The 16,925-nt window shown below is 71.4% G+C and carries 20 protein-coding genes, 1 tRNA gene and 1 CRISPR repeat array; of the genes, 17 read left to right on the top strand and 4 right to left on the bottom strand.

Annotated elements, in window-relative coordinates; translation table 11 throughout:
- Positions 1-6: 6 nt before the first annotated feature.
- From HNR25_RS10850 to HNR25_RS10775, 16 genes are all read left to right on the top strand, one after another.
- Entirely contained in the window at positions 7-153 is a 147-nt protein-coding gene (locus HNR25_RS10850; protein ID WP_184634663.1) for a hypothetical protein, read from the top strand.
- A gap of 127 nt (positions 154-280) precedes the next feature.
- The gene (locus HNR25_RS10845; RefSeq protein WP_184634661.1) at positions 281-901 is read left to right on the top strand and encodes a hypothetical protein; all 621 of its coding nucleotides are present in this window, start codon (positions 281-283) and stop codon (positions 899-901) included.
- Between the two features lie 84 nt (positions 902-985).
- On the top strand, positions 986-1,615 hold the full coding sequence (locus HNR25_RS10840; RefSeq protein WP_184634659.1) for a hypothetical protein: 630 nt from the start codon (positions 986-988) through the stop codon (positions 1,613-1,615).
- 81 nt (positions 1,616-1,696) lie between these two features.
- On the top strand, positions 1,697-2,338 hold the full coding sequence (locus HNR25_RS10835) for a hypothetical protein (RefSeq protein WP_184634657.1): 642 nt from the start codon (positions 1,697-1,699) through the stop codon (positions 2,336-2,338).
- A gap of 78 nt (positions 2,339-2,416) precedes the next feature.
- Positions 2,417-3,133: a helix-turn-helix domain-containing protein gene (locus HNR25_RS10830; RefSeq protein WP_184634655.1), complete on the top strand. Its 717-nt coding sequence runs from the start codon at positions 2,417-2,419 to the stop codon at positions 3,131-3,133.
- Positions 3,134-3,229: 96 nt separating this feature from the next.
- A complete protein-coding gene (locus tag HNR25_RS10825; protein ID WP_184634653.1) occupies positions 3,230-3,496 on the top strand; it encodes a hypothetical protein in 267 nt (88 codons plus the stop codon).
- Between the two features lie 142 nt (positions 3,497-3,638).
- Entirely contained in the window at positions 3,639-4,451 is an 813-nt protein-coding gene (locus HNR25_RS10820) for a hypothetical protein (RefSeq protein ID WP_184634651.1), read from the top strand.
- Positions 4,448-5,260, top strand: coding sequence for a hypothetical protein (locus HNR25_RS10815; RefSeq protein WP_184634649.1), 813 nt, complete (start codon positions 4,448-4,450; stop codon positions 5,258-5,260). Before HNR25_RS10820 ends, HNR25_RS10815 begins: the two co-directional genes overlap by 4 nt.
- Complete coding sequence (locus HNR25_RS10810; RefSeq protein ID WP_246463595.1) at positions 5,257-6,126, top strand: TRM11 family SAM-dependent methyltransferase; 870 nt, start codon at positions 5,257-5,259, stop codon at positions 6,124-6,126. The genes HNR25_RS10815 and HNR25_RS10810 overlap by 4 nt, the downstream gene beginning before the upstream one ends.
- Positions 6,123-7,181: a DNA cytosine methyltransferase gene (locus tag HNR25_RS10805; protein WP_312862477.1), complete on the top strand. Its 1,059-nt coding sequence runs from the start codon at positions 6,123-6,125 to the stop codon at positions 7,179-7,181. Before HNR25_RS10810 ends, HNR25_RS10805 begins: the two co-directional genes overlap by 4 nt.
- Positions 7,178-7,567 (top strand): M14 family metallopeptidase, encoded by a 390-nt coding sequence (locus tag HNR25_RS10800; protein ID WP_184634647.1) that lies wholly within the window; start codon positions 7,178-7,180, stop codon positions 7,565-7,567. Before HNR25_RS10805 ends, HNR25_RS10800 begins: the two co-directional genes overlap by 4 nt.
- A 45-nt stretch (positions 7,568-7,612) precedes the next feature.
- Complete coding sequence (locus HNR25_RS10795) at positions 7,613-8,449, top strand: hypothetical protein (protein WP_184634645.1); 837 nt, start codon at positions 7,613-7,615, stop codon at positions 8,447-8,449.
- The gene (locus HNR25_RS10790) at positions 8,446-8,769 is read left to right on the top strand and encodes a WhiB family transcriptional regulator (protein WP_184634643.1); all 324 of its coding nucleotides are present in this window, start codon (positions 8,446-8,448) and stop codon (positions 8,767-8,769) included. Before HNR25_RS10795 ends, HNR25_RS10790 begins: the two co-directional genes overlap by 4 nt.
- Positions 8,748-8,987: a helix-turn-helix domain-containing protein gene (locus tag HNR25_RS10785; protein WP_184634641.1), complete on the top strand. Its 240-nt coding sequence runs from the start codon at positions 8,748-8,750 to the stop codon at positions 8,985-8,987. The genes HNR25_RS10790 and HNR25_RS10785 overlap by 22 nt, the downstream gene beginning before the upstream one ends.
- A 150-nt stretch (positions 8,988-9,137) precedes the next feature.
- The gene (locus HNR25_RS10780; protein WP_184634639.1) at positions 9,138-9,929 is read left to right on the top strand and encodes a hypothetical protein; all 792 of its coding nucleotides are present in this window, start codon (positions 9,138-9,140) and stop codon (positions 9,927-9,929) included.
- Positions 9,916-11,088, top strand: a complete 1,173-nt coding sequence (locus HNR25_RS10775) for a helix-turn-helix domain-containing protein (RefSeq protein WP_184634637.1) — start codon at positions 9,916-9,918, stop codon at positions 11,086-11,088. Before HNR25_RS10780 ends, HNR25_RS10775 begins: the two co-directional genes overlap by 14 nt.
- Positions 11,089-11,138: 50 nt before the next feature.
- On the opposite strand, the gene HNR25_RS10770 is transcribed toward HNR25_RS10775, so the two are convergent.
- Positions 11,139-12,515, bottom strand: coding sequence for a tyrosine-type recombinase/integrase (locus HNR25_RS10770; protein WP_184634635.1), 1,377 nt, complete (start codon positions 12,513-12,515; stop codon positions 11,139-11,141).
- Positions 12,516-12,868: 353 nt separating this feature from the next.
- Positions 12,869-13,489: a CRISPR direct-repeat array (repeat unit 37 nt; unit sequence GTGGCGGTCGCCGTGAGCGGCGGCCGAGGATCGCAAC).
- A gap of 319 nt (positions 13,490-13,808) precedes the next feature.
- Positions 13,809-13,879 (bottom strand) — tRNA-Gly (locus HNR25_RS10765).
- Positions 13,880-13,994: 115 nt separating this feature from the next.
- Here HNR25_RS10765 and dcd point away from each other — a divergent pair.
- Positions 13,995-14,591 carry a dCTP deaminase gene (gene dcd / locus HNR25_RS10760; protein ID WP_184634633.1) on the top strand — a complete coding sequence of 199 codons (597 nt, stop codon included), beginning with the start codon at positions 13,995-13,997 and terminating at the stop codon, positions 14,589-14,591.
- A gap of 145 nt (positions 14,592-14,736) precedes the next feature.
- On the opposite strand, the gene HNR25_RS10755 is transcribed toward dcd, so the two are convergent.
- Both HNR25_RS10755 and HNR25_RS10750 read right to left on the bottom strand, forming a co-directional pair.
- On the bottom strand, positions 14,737-15,729 hold the full coding sequence (locus HNR25_RS10755; protein WP_184634631.1) for an SDR family NAD(P)-dependent oxidoreductase: 993 nt from the start codon (positions 15,727-15,729) through the stop codon (positions 14,737-14,739).
- A gap of 133 nt (positions 15,730-15,862) precedes the next feature.
- Entirely contained in the window at positions 15,863-16,495 is a 633-nt protein-coding gene (locus tag HNR25_RS10750) for a rhomboid family intramembrane serine protease (RefSeq protein WP_312862476.1), read from the bottom strand.
- Between the last annotated feature and the right edge of the window lie 430 nt (positions 16,496-16,925).

Genomic DNA, 16,925 nt, shown 5'->3' with positions numbered 1-16,925 from the left:
GAACCGGTGAGGCGCAAGCCGCCGCGGATCTGGTCCATCGCGACCGACCGGCCGGCCTACAGCCACCACGACGGCGAACCGCTGTGCCCGGTCCCTGCCGCGGAGGGGGACAGCCGCCCCGCCGAACCGGTCATCTGGGTTCCGACCGAGTAGACCGCGGGGCGGACACCCGCCCCGTATGAAAGAGCGCCCGCGCCCGAACACCCGGCGTTGAATTCCACCTCACTACCGGGGTGGGCGCGGGCCACACAACACCACTATGAGTAACAAGGAGCGTGCTGTGAGCACCATTATGCCGCACCAGCGGGCCATCACGGTCACCCCCGAGCACGTCAGGGCCCTGGAGGAGGGCACCCTGGGCAGCCTCCTGGTCTGGTACGAGGCCACCAACCGGGTGAAGCTCACCCGCCCCGACGACGTGCCCGGCCCTGAGGGGATGGTCATCGCCGGGATCGACACCCCGACCGGGATCATCGAGCAGGCCATCGACAACGGCGACGACTACTCCGACGCCTACATGGCCAGCAACCTGACCGACATCGCCAACGACTCCCTGGCCGACTGGCCGCGTGTCAAGGCTCTGACTCCCGCTGTGACCGACCTGCGCACGGACCTGTCCCTGCGGTCTTGCCACCTGGCCGACGGTCCTCTCTCCTGCGAGTTCAAAGGCGAGTACTTCCTCACCGACACCTACCGGAGCGCACACCGCCCCGAGGTGATCCTCCAGGTCACGACCGCGTTCATGCAGACCTCACCCACCCGTGTGCGCATCCTGCGCGCCAACGGGCGCACCGAGGTCATGCGGTTCCACCTCGACCTCCAGGGCCCGCGGCCCGGCATGTCCAGCCGCCTGATCACCGGGGCCATCGAGGCGGCCCTGAAGGCCCTTCCCACGGTCTGAGTCGCCCGCACACCCGGGGCGCCGCCGCCCGGCGGCGGCGCCCCGCCCCAGACACCCCTTTTACGCACGTCACGGAGTAGATCTATGTCTGAATTCCCGGACACCTTCATGTCCCATGCCGCAGAGGCGGTCCTCTACCCGGACCAGGTGATCGCCGCTTATCTGGGCGGGCCGGGCACGGTGATCGTCTACAGCTGCCACGACCGCCAGTACCGTCTCCGTCTGGCCGAGGAGGCCCGCAACGCGACCGAGCCGGACGAGGTCCTGGTTTGCGGTTACGGCGACATCGAGAGCGTCCTGGAGGGCGCCCGCGCCGCGGGGCTGACCCTGCGCCAGGTGACCCGGTCCTTGGCCGAGGGCTGCCGGGCCCATCTGGAGGCCTGGGCCGATGTGGGTCGCCTCGCCGGGCTGCCCCTGGTCCTGGAGCTGCGGCGCGAGATGGCCCGGAACGGTTTCCACCTCAGCCGGTGCAGCCACCTCGGCACCTGCGACGGCGCCCGGACCACGCAGGACTTCTTCACCCCCATGCGCGTGCCGACCGTCACGGCGGCGGTGCGGCACCGGCCCCTGGGCGACGACCGGGCTGAGGTGCGGGTGGGGCTCTACGACATCGCCGCGGAGTTCGCCTCCTGGCACGCCCCGCTGCAGGAGGGACTGGTGCGCACCCGCGCCAACGAGATCAGCACCGCGCTGTACCGCTACCTCGGCCACTGACGTATCCGGCGGGCGGGCGCGGCCCTCGGCCGCGCCCGCCCCACCGCCCGACCTCATGAACCACCGAAACGGAGTAGCACCATGCGCACCACCGACAGCACCGACGTCTTCCTCGACCGGGCCGTCGAGGCCCCAATGACCCTCGAGCAGGTCCTGCGCTGCCTGAACGCCGGTCCCGGATCCGCCATCGCCTACCACGAGCACCGCGGCCGCCCCGCCTACCGGGTCCTCAACCCCGAGCGGATCCGGCGGGTGCCCGAGCCCGACGCGGTCATCGTCTGGGGCCACGCCGACCTCGCCGAGGAGATGGTCACCCACCGCGCCAACGGCGAAACCATGGACGACCTCCTGGACGCCCTCGTCTACACCGCATTCGACTACCTGGGGGACTGGTACGACCAGGGCCCGGTGCCCTTCGCCCCGATCGAGCCTGTGCGCGCGGCGATGCACACCGAGGACTTCCTCCTCGACCGCCGCAGCGACCGCTGGGCCACCGACCAGACCCGCATCGTGCGCGACCACTTCGTCTACTGGCAGGCCCCCTACATCACCGCAACGGTGAAGTACGCCGCCGACGCCCAGGGCCGTCCCACGCGCATGCTCCTGCGCGCCTGGGACCTGGGACGCCAGATCAAGGGCCTCGTCGTCAACGGCGACGGAGCCGACGCCCAGGACCACGTCGACCACCTCGTCGCCACCGCCAAGGCCCACGCCTGGCGCTGACACCCGCGGGCGGGGCGGCCCCGGGCCGCCCCGCCCCCGCATCCGGCCGACTCCGCATCTTCGAAGGGACCGATGACCATGGCCAGCACCGCTGTGCGCACCGACATCCTCACCTGCCTGCACGGACGCACCGCCCCCGCCACCGCGGCCGAGATCGCCGAGGCCACCGGCCGCGGCCGCTCGACCGTCACCCAGGCCCTGCGCGGCCTGGAGGCCGACGGCCGCGCCGCCCGCACCCGCGGGGACCGGGAGGCGGGCAAGCGCCTGCCCGACCTCTGGAGCCTCGCGGCCACCGGCACCGCCGCCGAGACGGAGGCCGAGGCCCCCGCCTCGCCGGACCCGGACAACGACGCCCCGGCACCCGCGGCCGAGTCGCCGGCCCCGCCCGAGGCCCCGGCCGCCGCAGACGAGCCCGACACACCGAAGGCCGCGGCCGCACCCGCGCCCACCGCCGAGGAGGCACCGGCGCCGCGCCCGCCCGAGGCGGCCGCCACGACCGCGACCTCCCGCGACGCCCCTGTGGCCGCCCCGTCCGCAAAGCCCGACGGCCCCGCAATCGGGGTGGCGCAGACGAACAAGGTGAGCCGCACGAGTCGGCTGGAGCCGGGCGGGCTGCGGCAGATCGTCAAGGCCGTCCTCGCCTCCGAGCCCGGGGAGGAGTTCTCGCCCACCGAGATCAGCCACCTGCTGCGCGGGCGCAGCGTCGGCGCGATCCAGAACGCCCTGGCCCGGCTGGCCAAGGACGGCGAGGCCGAGCTGACGTGTGCGGCCCCGCGCCGCTACAGCGCCGCCTGAGTCCGGGGGCGGGTGCCCCGGGGGTGTGTTCTTCCGCCCCGGGCGCCCGCCCCGACGCCCGAGCCGATCGCTTACCGCCATGAAACGGAGCCACCCATGTCCTGTGCCGACGCGTGCCTGATCACCGCGGCCCTGACCCTCGCCGTGCCCCTGGCCGCCGCCGCACGCGCAGCCGCGCACCTCACCGGAGGGGCGCTCGCGCCCACAGCCTTCTGCGGCGCGGCGTGCGCCAGCCACTACCGCTACCTGCGGTCGATGGCCGCCACCGCCGACGGGCTCTGCTCACCGGTCGCGCGCGGCGCCGCCCTGGCCGGGCTGGGCGCCGCCTGGGTCCTCACCCGCTGCCGCCACCGTCGCCGGTAACCCCTGACCGCGCCCGCACCGCGCCCCGAGGCCCCGCCTCGGGGCGCTTCCGCATTCCGGCGCCCGTGTCCAATCCCGGGGCGGGCCTGGCTCTATTCGTGGGTGTCAGGGCGAGGCAGACGGGCGGGCGGGCACACGGCACATGCCAGGACACAGCAGCCGAGCACACACCGCACCAGGCGACGACGACCTCCGGCCCCCGCTGGGGGTGTGGCCCTGCGGGCAGGATCCGCACACCCACTACAGCCACGACCTCACGCGGCGGCTGATCACCGGCCTGTCCCGCCCGGGCCAGGCGGTGGCCTTCCTCGGCCACCGCGACGGCACACCCCTGATCGAGGCGGCGCGCCACGACCGGCGGACCTACGGCGTCGAGGTCGATCCCGACCGGGTGCACACCGCCGAGCGCCGCATCCGTGCGGACCTCGCCGACGAGCAGCGGCACGACGTCGCGCACTGGCGCGGCGACGCCCGCGCCGCCGCGCAGCTGCGCGATGGCACCGATGGGCCGCTGGCGCTGGTGGTGGCCCGGCTGCCCGCCCCCGGTTCCCGCACCGCCTCCAGTACGCACCGCAACCACCTCGGACGGCTGCGCGGCTCGGCCTACAGCCACGCGGTAGGCGACGTGATCGCCGCGGCGGCCGGGGTGCTGGAACCGGGCGGGCACGCGGCCCTGGTGTGCGGCGGCGCGGACGAATCCGGGACCGGGCCCGACCGGGTCACCGCCTGCGCCCACCACGCCCACGCCGCAGGACTGGTCTACCTCCAGCACGTCATCGCCTTGACCCAGCCGGTCGGGGCCTACCTCGACGAGATGGGCGCGGGTGCGCCCGGGGCCGGCTGCCTCGGCCCGGCCCAAGCGCAGGCGGCGGCGAGCGTGATCCATCCCGCCCACGACGACGTGGTCCTGCTGCGCAAGCCCGTCCGCGAGGCCGAAGGCGAGGTGGGCCGATGAGCCGCCCCGGCCACGTACACACCGCACCGGGCGACGACGACCTCCGGCCCCCGCTGGGCGTGTGGCCGTGCGGGCAGAACCCGTACACACCATCCTCCGCGCAGCTCTCGCGGCGGCTCATCACCGACCTCAGCGAACCCGACCAGGCCGTCGTACTCCTCGGGCACGGAGACGGTACGCCGCTGGTCCAAGCCACGGCCACCGGCCGCCGGGCCTACGGCATCGAGGTCGAACCCAAGCGCTTCGCCGCGGCCAAACAACGGGTGAGCACCCAACCGCCGGAGGTGCGCAGGCGCTGCGTCACACACTGGCGCGGCGACGCCCGCACCGCCGCAGCGCTGCTGGCCCGCGTGCGCGAGCGCGCCCGGCTGGTTGTGGCCTGGCTGCCCGAACCCGCCAAGCACCACGACTCCGACACGGCGCACGGCGACCACCTCGGTCGGCTGCACGGCACCGACTACAGCGAAGCGGTGGCCGCACTGGTCCACGCCGCACAGCAACTGCTGCGCCCGGGCGGCCACATCGCCGTCGTCTGCGGCGGGACGCACCAGCCGGGCGCTCAACCCGACCAGGTCACCGCCTGCGCCCACCACGCCCACGAGGCCGGACTGGTCTACCTCCAGCACGTCATCGCCCTGACCCGCCCGATCGGCACCTACCTCGACACCCCGGCACCCGACGTCCCCGGACCCGACGAGCTCGGGCCCGGCCACACGCCGGCCGCCGCCTCGGTGATCCACCCCGCCCACGACGACGTGGTCCTGCTGCACAAACCCGCCCGCGAGACAGAAGGAGAGGTGGGCCGATGAGCCGCCCCATGCACCTGTGCTCGGTGTGGAGCACCGGCCAGCTCCAGGCCCGCGCCCAGCGCGGTACCCGCTACGCCCGGCTGTCGCTGGAGCACCCGGCCAAGATGCTGCCCGCCATCGCCCGCCACGCCATCACCACCTTCACCCGACCGGGCGAGACGGTGCTGGACCCGCTGTGCGGGATCGGCACCACCCTGGTGGAGGCCGCCTACCTGGGCCGAGACGGCCTCGGGTTCGAGCTGGAACCCAAGTGGGCCTCGATCGCCCGCCACAACCTCCGCTTCGCCCAGGCCCAGGGCGCCGAGGGAGAAGCCGAGGTGCGCACCGGCGACGCGGCCCGCCTCGCCCACGACGCCACCCGGCCCGAGCCGGCGGGGCGGGCGGCGCTGCTGCTGACCTCACCGCCCTACGCCTCGGTCACCCACGGCATGGTGCGCTCCGCCCGCGACGGGGCCGCCTCCGTGGACAAGTGGAGCTACCGCTACAGCCGCACCCGCGACCGCGCCAACCTCGCCCACCAACCCACCCGCGAACTGTTGGCCTCCTTCACCGACATCCTGGCCGCCTGCCGACCGCTCCTTATGCCGGGCGCCCACGTCGTCATCACCACCCGCCCCTTCCGCACCGGCGGCGCACTCGTCGACTTCCCCGGCCAGACCATGGCCGCGGCCGAGGCGGCCGGGCTGGAGCGCGTGGGCCGGTGCGCAGCGCTGATGTGCGCGCTGCGCGACGGCACCACGGTGGCGCGCAGCTCCTTCTTCGCCTCACTGGAAACGTCCCGGCTGCGCCGCCGCGACGCCGCCGCCCACGTCATCCAGCACGAAGACGCGCTCATCCTGCGCAACCCCACAGAGGAGGTCGAGTGACAACCACCGGCACCCCCGTCATCGGCCCCCAACACCCGGACCGGCCCACCTCGGCCGAGCCGGTGGCGGTGGGATCGCTGTGCACCGGCATCGCCGGCCTCGACCTCGGCGCCGCCGCCGCCCTCGGCGGCGCCCGCCTGGCCTGGGTCGCCGACAACGATCCCGACATCGCCCGCTTCCTGGACGCCCGCTTCCCGCAGGTGCCCAACCTCGGCGACCTCGCCGAGGTCGCCTGGCGCCGCGTCGAACCCGTCGACATCATCGCGGCCGGGTTCCCGTGCGAAGACATCAGCATCTCCGGGCGCGGAGCCGGCATCGAGGAGGGAACCCGCAGTGGCACCTGGACCCACGTCATGGACGCCGTTCGCCTACTACGACCCCGCCTGCTCATCGTGGAGAACGTGGCCGCCCTGCGGTGGCGCTGGCGCGGGGCCGGGCTCAGCCGCCTCCTGTGCGACCTGGCCCGCCTCGGGTATGACGCGCGATGGCACTGCCTACGCGCCCGCGACGTCGGCGCCCCGCACACACGCGAGCGGCTGTTCCTCGCTGCCCACCCCCGCGGCGCGCGACGCGGGCCGGGGCCCGTGCCGGGTGGCCGAGCGCAAACGCCGCGGCAAGCAGGTGGGCCTGCCCGACGCGATCCGGCACGTGGCCGAGACCAACCCCGCGGCCACGACCTGCACCCGCAGCTGCGCTCCGGCTGCGCCACGGCGGACCACTCCTGCTCGCCCGGACCGGAACGGGGCGGGGCGCGGGCGCGGTGCTCGCTGAGCGAGCCCGGCGGCTGGGGCTCGCAGGAGGAAGCCATCCGCCGCTGGGAGCAGGTCACTGGCCGCCCGGTCCCGTGCCCGCTGGAGCCCGGCCGGCGCGGCGGCCGCCGCCTGTCCGCGCGTTTCACCGAGTGGCTCATGGGCTTCGAGGAGGGCTGGGTCACCGACCCCGCCCTCGGGCTCTCCCGCGAGGCGCACCTGCGCGCCTTGGGCCGGGCGGTCGTGCCCCAGCAGGCCCGGGCCGTCCTCGACCTGCTCACCCGCCACGGCCAGGTGCCCTCGTGACGGCGGGCCACCACTGCGGCGACACCGACCCCGACTCGGCTGAGGAGCACCCCGTGGCACCCGTCACCGATCCCGAGGCCCACCGCGCACTCGCCGAGGACCTGCGCGCCCTGGCCGACTTCCTCCAGCACCGCCCCGACCTGCCCGTCAGCGCACACACCCGCGTGGAGGTCGTCTACTTCCCGAACGGCGACGACCGGCACCGGAACGGAGAGGTGGCCCGTGTGGCCGGGCTGCTGGGCACCGAGGCGCACACCGAGGGCGAGCACACGGTGTGCGGGCGCGACTTCGGCCGCGCCGCCTACTGGGTCGTGGCCATCCCCGAGGACGTCATGGCCCGCCACCGGGCCCTGATGAGCTACGCCGACACAATCCAGCCCGACTGACACCTGCCGGCACGGACCGTCGTGGCTACGTCGAGAGGAGCACGCGTGCCGGCGGCCACCGCCCACGAGGACATCGCCCGGATCCGGCGCGCCGCCCGGCGCCTGGATGCGGCGCTGACGGCGGTGGCCGCCGGAGCACTCGCCTTCTCCACCGTCACCGTCGCCCGCCTGGCCATCGACCACGGGGTACCCGCCTGGATCGCCTGGATGCTCGAACCCCTGGTCGGCATCGCCCTATGGGCCGCACTCAGCTCGGACGCGGTCCTGGCCCGCTACGGCCGCACCTCCGGGTGGCGGGCCTGGCTGCTGCGGACCTTCACCGGCGCGGCCACCCTGGTCACCAACATCTGGGGCTCGGTCTTCGCCGCACCGCGGCCCGGCCACCTCGCGTGGGATCCGGATCCGACCGGCATCGTTCTCCACGCGATCGCCCCGGTCCTGCTGATCCTGCTGGCCGAGGCGGCCCCGCGCTACCGGGCGGCCTTCGCCGCCATCACCGCCACCCTGGCCAGCCCGAACGAGCCCACCACCGGGCCCGACACGGCCACGACCGGGGCGCCCGGCCCATCACCCCGCCCGGCCCCCGCAGCGCCCCACGGGCCCGACCACGGCCCGTCACCGCGCCCATACGCGACGGCCGGGACACCAGCGGGACCGGGCGATGACCAGGGCGGGGACGGGGGCGCTAGGGACGGCCCTGGGCCCGCCCCCGCCACGGTGCGGCCCCGCCGCGGCGACCGGGACGCCGCTGCCCGCGCCCTGGTCGCCGACGAGCCCGACATCACCGGGGCCGAACTCGCCCGCCGCCTCGGCCTGAAAACCCGCACCGGACAACGCATCCGCAGCCGGATCGGCGAAACCACAAGCGCGGAGAACACATGAGCACTGCACGGGGACGACCCGCGCAAGGCACGGGGCGGACGGGGGAGTGGCAGGAGTCTGCACTCTGCCGCCACCACGATGCCCGGCACTTCTTCCCCGGCCAAGGCGGCAGCGTTCGGGCTGCCAAGCAGGTATGCCGACGCTGTCCGGTCTGGATCGAGTGCCTGGAACAAGCGATGCGCACCGGCGAGCGCTGGGGCGTGTGGGGCGGGGCCTCCGAGGAGGAACGCCAGCACTTCCGCGTCGCCGCCGCGCGCCACCGGCGTAGTTCGCGGAACACGGAAACTACGGAGGAGCCGTGCAGGACACCCCGCTGCTGACTATCCCGCAGGCCGCCCGTCGCCTCAACGTCCCCGAGTCGTGGCTGCGCGACAAGGTCACCGCCCGCAAGGTCCCGCACCGCCGCCTGGGCAAGCACATCCGCTTCGGCGAAGACGACCTCGAACAGATCGCAGAGCAGGCGCGGTGCCTTCCGGTGTCTCCTCGGCGGACCACCGCATCCAACCGCGCTGCGGCGGTGCCCCCGCGGTCCGGCTGACTGAACAGACCTTAGCGGACCTCTGGCGGATGGTTAGCGCACGTACACGCCGACATCCTCCGGAGAAAATGCAAATCTGGTGTATGTAAATGAAGTTTTTCGTGTAGTCTGAAGCTCTCTGGTGAAGCTACCGAGATCGAGGAGCCAGGCGTGGAGAAGACACCTGCTGCGTGGAGCGTCGCCCGTTTCGGCGACGACGCTCGTCGGCTGCGAACCGCCCTGGGGGCGGCAATGAGCAACATGCAGGACATCGTTCTCGATGCGCAAGCGCATTCTGGCTCGGAGACTCAGTACGTTGCTGGAGCAGCGCGCAGGACCAATCAGTTCGATCGTGTCTGTGACCGTGTCATGGAACTTGAGCTGCCGGAGACCTACCGGTTTCGCCCTGACGGTGTGGACTACGATCTCGTCGTCGTTCAGAACACCATCTTGTTCCCCTACCGCGACGGGACGGTCCTGCGGGAGGCCCCGGGTGCAGTGTGGCCAAGGGACCTGTCGAACATCGTGCGCGAGCTGTTCACGTTCACAGGAAAGCCGATCTACGAGCAGCCGACCATTGAAGGTATGGCCAGCGAGGTCGAGCTGCGCCCGAAGTTGGCGCGGTTGCCCGAGAACACGCAACTCGTCTTGGTCCCCTATCTCATGAACAAGTCGGGCGTTCTGCGAGCCTGGTGGGGGAGAGCATCCCTGGTCGATGAAGACGGCGGCTTGGCATGGAAGAGTGGGGTGGAGGAACTACCCATCCCCATGGCCGCGCAACAGGGGACGCGTCCCAATAGCGTATTGCCGCAGCAGCGAGAAGACGAGGAGCGGTTCGACAGTGGAACCGCCCCCGAGGTCCCGCTGATGCAGCGGTCGGAGATTGACAAGCGGCTTGAGGTACCGCCCGAAACCGAGACCGACTCCATCGAAGCGAAGTCCCAGGACCATGACCAGGACTGAACAACCGCATCTGCCCGGCACCCAGCTGAGCAGAGCCACGCCCCAGGCGGTGTCGGATGCGTTCGACGCCGCCCGACTCACCCAGGCGCGTGTACTCAAGGCGATGACCAAGCGGGAGGTTGCCCAGAAGATCGGCGTAAGCCCGGCCGCAATCGGGCAATACGAGACAGGCAGCTCGCGTCCGCGTCCGCATGTGGTCCCTAAGCTGGCCGAAGTGCTCGATGTCCCCATCGAGTTCTTCCTAGCCGGCCGCCCGCACGGCAAGATCGACGCCTCGATGGCCAACTTCCGGAGCTTGCGGTCGACGCGCAGCTTCCAGCGTGAGAAGGCCACGGGCTACGTTGGCCAGGTTTGGGAACTCACTTACGCCCTGGAGCGGTATGTCCAACTTCCGCCCGTTGACCTGCCGGGATTCAGCGGCGGTGAGATTCACCCCGGCACGGACCTCCCGCGAGAACCCGACGCTGCCGCAGCAGCTCTGCGGCGACGCTGGGAGTTGGGTACGGGACCGATCAGGCATCTTGTGCGCCAGATGGAAGCTCGCGGCATCGTTGTCGTGGCTCCCGTCGAAGCCGATCCAGGATCACCGAGTGTCGACGCGTTCTCCACGTGTCGCTTGCCGCGCCCCATCGTCGTATTGACGCCCAACCGGTCTGATGACGTGTATCGGTACCGCTTCAGCGCAGCCCACGAGCTTGGCCACCTAGTCCTCCATGCCGATGGCGTTTCCGGCGACGCCGTCCAGGAGCGCGAAGCCGACGCCTTCGCAGCAGCGTTCCTTACACCGAATGACTCGATCCGACCTGATCTCCCGCACCGTATAGATTTCACGCGCTTGGCCGAGCTTCAGCGTGTCTGGGGCGTGTCAGTGTCGTCATTGGTATACCGCTCCCGTGAACTGGGTCTGGTATCGGATGCCACGGTCAGCCGCGCCTACCAGCGCTTGCACCGCCTCAAAGGTCAGACGGGCTTTCGCCCCGAACCCATCACAGGGTTCCCCGGTGAACAGCCGAGCATGCTGCGCAAAGCCTTTGAACTGGCATGTAACGGCGGATTGAGCCTGCGCAAACTGGCGAAGACGCTGGCGTGGAAGCCCGAGCGCGTCGCGGAAATCCTGGGCGTGGTCGACTCTCGGCCCGTCTTGAGACTGGTGGAGTGATCGGTGGTTACTACTTCGGGGGTGGGCCAGAGGCCCACCCCCGCGCGTGTCTAGGAGACGACGGTCAGCCGCTGGGTGCCGCTGCTGGTGGGCAGGGCCGCCACGGCGGGCGGGGCGGGTGTGCCGTCGATGGCGGCGAGGAGATCGTCGTCCAGGTCGGTGACGAGGTGGCCGTAGCGGTCCATCGTGGTGGTGATGGACTTGTGGCCCAGGCGGCGCTGGATCTTGAAGGCGTGGACGTTCTCCTCGATGAGCCAGGAGACGTGGGTGTGGCGCAGGTCGTGGATGCGGGGCTTTTTCGTGAGGCCGGCAGCTCGGGCGCGTTTAACGGCCTGGATCCAGCGGCGGTTATAGAAGCTGGAGTGGCGCCACCAGGCCCCTTGCTCGGTGGTGAACACGTAGTCCTCCGGCCCCTTGCTCTCCAGGTGCGGCTTGACCAGGGCGATGGTGCGCGGTGAGAGGGCGATGCGGCGCCGCGACTGCTTGGTCTTGGGCGCGCCGAGTTTGAAGGTGTTGTCGGGCTGGCGCTTCCAGGACCGGCGCACCTCCAGGGTGCCGGTGGTGCGGCCGCCTATGGTGCGCAGGTTGATGTCGCGCTTCTGCAGGGCGGTGAGCTCGCTGTAGCGCAGCCCGGTCAACACGAAGACTTCGAGCATGTCGCGCACGTCCGGATGGGCGGCATCGCGCAGGATCTTGAACTCTTCGCGCGTCAGGAAGCACATGTCGTCGTCGCCTTCGCCGTCGTCCAGGCGGGGAAGGCGGATACGGGCGGCGGGGTTGGCGGGGCGGAGGGGCGGGTCTTCCTGGGTGGCGGCCTGGCAGATGGCGAACAGCAGTGCGTGCAGGTTCTGGATGGTCTTGGCGCGCAGCGGCGGGCGTAGCCACCCGGTGCGGCAGCCGCGATCAGCGCCCTTCCTCTTGCCCGCCGGGGCCTCGGGGTTGATCGGGACGCGCGGGTCGGGCACGCCTTCTTGCAAAGCGTTGACCCACTCGCGCACGCGTTTAGGTGTGAGGTCGGCGGGATCGCGCAAGTCGGCCTCGCCGAAGGCGGGGATCAGGTGCAGGCGCAGGTCGCGGTGGTATTCGTGGCGGGTGCGGTCCTCGATACCGGACAGGGAGTCGATGAGGTCGGTGGCGTAGTCGGCGAAGCGCACCGGCTCCGCCTTCTTCTCCGGCTGGTCACTCTGCTCGGGTTGGTTGGTCCAGCCGATGCCGGGCACCCAGCCGGGTGCCCACCCGTGCCTGGGGATCCAGTTCTGGGGCCAGTGGTGGTCGGCCGCTTCGACGTGGAGTTTGAAGGTGTGGGCGGCGGCCTCGGTGTCGAAGGGTTCGGACTGTCCGGCGCCTGCGCGGGTGCCCCCGAGGCGCCATTTGACCCAGTACCGGGTGTTTCCGCTGGTCAGTCGGCGTTTTTCGATGATTGCCATGGGGCGACCATCGCTCGGGGGCGCGCCAGGACGGAGGGAATCGGGCGGAGAACCTCCGAGGTTCTCGAAGGTTCTCCGGGCCGGCGGTGTTGCCGGTGTCCCCGGTGCGTGCAGGGGCGTCCGATCGCGTTCGGGGCCGTCGGTGGGAATCCATGTGTGGCGGGGAGATGGGCGGGTCGGCCAGTAGGCTGGGGTATTGGCGCAGCCCGTTGTGTGGCGGGCTTCGGAACCGGAAGCTCTCACGGATTCCCGGGGAGGTTCCGAAGTAGGTTCCTTCCTCGGTGGGTGGGTATGTCCGTGCTCGGTGCAGTGCGCAGCGGGGATCGTATGGGCGTTTCGCCTGCTCAGGCGCTGTGGCGGTCGCCGTGAGCGGCGGCCGAGGATCGCAACTTGTGTGTGCACCCCGGGGGCGCTGAGGGGGACGCAGGTGGCGGTCGCCGTGAGCGGCGGCCGAGGATCGCAACCACCCGTGGGTGGCGGGGTCGATGTGGGCGACGTAGGTGGCGGTCGCCGTGAGCGGCGGCCGAGGATCGCAACAGCTGGTGGACCCGGGCCGCGGCCCCGGTGCTCAAGTGGCGGTCGCCGTGAGCGGCGGCCGAGGATCGCAACTTGGTGGGGCGCGAGCGGGGTGCGGGGCGGCGCAGGGTGGCGGTCGCCGTCCGCGGCGGCCGAGGATCGCAACGAGGAGATGCCGACCATCACCGCCGAGCAGTCCCAGGTGGCGGTCGCCGTCCGCGGCGGCCGAGGATCGCAACGTCTACCCCGTCTGCTTCCGCGACCGCACCGAGATGTGGCGGTCGCCGTGAGCGGCGGCCGAGGATCGCAACACCGGGGCGCCGGGGTGGGCGTCGTAGTAGCGGGCCAGTGGCGGTCGCCGTGAGCGGCGGCCGAGGATCGCAACCTAACCGGGCCGTATGGTGCTGCCGTGGGTACGGCTGTGGCGGTTGCCGTGAGCGGCGGCCGAGGATCGCAACCCGGCCCCGGCCATGCCCACCGTCAGGCTGTGCCGGGTGGCGGTCGCCGTCGGCGGCGGCCTCCACCCGCATCCGGCGCTGTTCAGGTGGCGGGCGCCGCCAGCGGGCAAGGTGCGGGGCGAGCCCTCGCAGGCTCACGGAGCCGGCCGGGCCATCCCGTGCACCCTGGTGCACCCTCGCCGCAGGGGGCGGATGACGGGATGGAGTCTGCACAGCGGGCCGCCGGCGCGAGGCCGTGCACCCTCGCGTGCACCCTGGGCATGAAAAAAGCCCTGCCTGTTCGATTTGATATCGCAGGTCAGGGCTCTTTTTCGTACAGAGCGGATGACGGGAATCGAACCCGCGCTATCAGCTTGGGAAGCTGAAGTTCTGCCATTGAACTACATCCGCGTCGCGTCCGAGGCTCTCGGGCCTCCGCCGACGTGTCCATGCTAGCGGATATGGCCGCCGTACAGGTAACCGGCGCCGGGCCTGCATGTGTGGGCGAGGCGGTAGGTTCTGGAGGGTGCTGCTCTCCGATCGCGACATCAGGTCTGAAGTCGAGGCGGGACGGGTCCGGATCGACCCGTACGACCCGGGGCTCGTCCAGCCGTCCAGTGTGGACGTCCGGCTCGACCGGTACTTCCGGGTGTTCGAGAACCACAAGTACCCGCACATCGACCCGGCTGTCGAGCAGCCCGATCTGACGCGTCTGGTGGAGCCCGACGGGGACGAGCCGTTCATACTGCACCCCGGCGAGTTCGTGCTGGCTTCGACCTACGAGGTGGTCGCGCTTCCGGAGGACATCGCCAGCCGCCTGGAGGGCAAGAGTTCGCTGGGGCGCTTGGGTCTGCTCACCCACTCCACGGCCGGTTTCATCGACCCGGGGTTCTGCGGGCACGTCACCTTGGAGCTGTCGAATGTGGCGACGCTGCCGATAAAGCTCTACCCGGGGATGCGCATCGGGCAGCTGTGCATGTTCCGGCTGACCTCGTCCGCGGAGTTCCCGTACGGCTCTTCCCAGTACGGGTCGCGGTATCAGAACCAGCGCGGGCCGACACCGTCGCGGTCGTACAAGAACTTCCACTGGGGGACGGGCGAGAACAGCCCCGCGCAGGCGTAGCCGCCGGCGCGTTCGGGGTGTCCGTGGTGGTCCGTGGTGGCACTCCTGCGCCGGCAGGGCCGCCACAGACACCCCCCCGGTAGCCGCTGCCGCCCGCCCGGTTCCGCCTCATAGCCCATCGTTCTCCGGCTTTATGCCACCCGGCTTAGCGCGCGAACGCGTCCACGCCCGTCAGTTCGGCGGACAGCTGCCACAGGCGGGCGGCCTCGTGCGGGTCGACGGCGTAGGTGCGCACCCGCGACGGGGTGCTCGCGTCCCCGGTCTCGACCGCTTCGGCGATGTCGCAGTCCTCGCAGTACACCCCGCCCATACCGGAGAGCTGCGGTGAGGTCGCCGCCCACACCTGGGTGGCCGCCCCCTGCTCAGGGGTCTTGAACCTCGGGTTGACGACGTTGCCGTCCTCGTCGATCCAGCCCAGTGCCACCTTCTCCTCCTTCGGGATGTGACGCTGCAGCGGAGTGAGGATCCCGCCGGGATGCAGGGAGAACGCGCGGACTCCGTGGTCGCGGCCCAGCGCGTCGAGGTGGACGGCGAAGAGGGCGTTGGCGGTTTTCGCCTGACCGTAGGCCTCCCACTTGTCGTAGCCCCGCGCGAAGTGCACGTCGTCCCAGCGGATGGGGGAGCGGTGGTGGCCGCGGGAGGAGACGGAGACGACGCGGGCGCCGTCGCCGTCGGCGATCGCCGGCCAGAGGCGGTTGACGAGGGCGAAGTGGCCGAGGTGGTTGGTGGCGAACTGCGCTTCCCACCCCGGTCCGACGCGGGTTTCCGGCGATGCCATGATCGCGGCGTTGTCGATCATGATGTCGATGCCGCGGCCCGAGGCGAGGAAGCGGTCGGCGAAGGCGCGGACGCTGTCGAGGTCGGCGAGGTCGAGTTCGTCGACCTCGACGCTGCCCGCTGTGTCAGCACTGATCGCGGCGGTGGCGTCCTCCGCTGTCGCACGGCGGCGGGCCGGTACGACGACGTGGGCGCCCGCCTCGGCGAGGGCGCGCGTGGTCTCCAGGCCGAGGCCGGAGTAGCCGCCGGTCACCACGGCGAGGCGTCCGCCGAGGTCGATCCCGTCCAGGGCTTCCTTCGCGGTGGTCCGGGCGGAAAAGCCCGATCCGATGGGGTGTTGCGGTGATCGCTGTGTGCTCATGGCCGTGATGCTAGAACGTGGAGCGCGCTCCAGCTCAAGCACGCCGTGCTGCCGCCGTGCGCCGGGCCGTCAGATCGCCGGGGCGGTCGGCGCCGGCAGCGGTCGGCGGCCGCAGTCCGGGACCCGGGCGGGGTCAGCGCCGGGGTGCTCCGTGGCCTCCGTATCCGCCGTATCCCGGCGGGGTGCTGTAGCCCGGGGGCGCCGGGCGCTGCTTTTCGCGCCTGGGCAGGACGTAGGCGGCGAAGAGCCCGCCGAGGAACCCGAAGAGGTGGGCCTGCCAGGAGATGCCCGGCTGCTGGGGCAGGACCCCCCAGATCAGCGTTCCGTAGAAGAGGACCACGCAGATCATGATCACGATGTCGGCGGTGCGCCGTTCGACGATGCCGCGCAGCACCGTGTAGCCGAAGTAGCCGAACACCAGTCCGCTGGCGCCGACGGTGAGGGTGCCGGGCGGCGCGAACAGCCACACGCCGGCGCCGCTGACGAGGACGACGATGACCGTGGTCCACAGGAACCGGCCCAGCCCGCCGAAGGCCACGAGTGCGCCGAGCACCAGGAACGGCACGGAGTTGCTCATGAGGTGGCCGAAGCCGCCGTGCATGAAGGGGGCGGTGGCGACGGTCCAGGCGCCGTCGACCGTCCACGAGTGCAGCCCGAATACGACGTCGAGCGCGCCGCCCAGGACGGTGTCGACGATTTCGAGCACCCACATCGCGGCCAGCATGCCCGCGACGGTGAGGAAGCCGACTATGCGTGAGTGAGTCACCTCTACGAGTCTAGGCGACCCTTTCCAGGGGCTCCCGGAGCGCCTACAGGTTGTGGACGGGCGCCCGCAACCGCTCCGTAGCAGAGAATCACGGTATTCACACGCGGACGGCCTGAGTGTAGCCGTTTTGAGCTGCCAAGACGTTCGAATTGTGATGGCGATCACCGCGAAACGAAGTGTGGTGCATATCACATTCCGCCGGTGTTCGGGGGGTCGAGTTCGGTGCGCACGGGGGCTTTCCGGGTGGGCGCCGAGGGTAAACGTGTTATCTCTCCGTAACGATGTCGGGGGCGAGTCTTCGTACTTCATCGGTAAGGTTCGTATCGCCATAAATAGGACGTGAAGAGCGGTGAGGATTCGGCACCTGCGCAGGAGGCCCCGACCCGGGTGGGCCGCGTGCCCAGGTGCGGAGACGCGAGTCCGCCACCGA

This window comes from Streptomonospora salina, assembly GCF_014204715.1.
GTDB classification, from domain to species: domain Bacteria; phylum Actinomycetota; class Actinomycetes; order Streptosporangiales; family Streptosporangiaceae; genus Streptomonospora; species Streptomonospora salina.
This window is presented reverse-complemented; position numbering and strand designations above follow the sequence as displayed.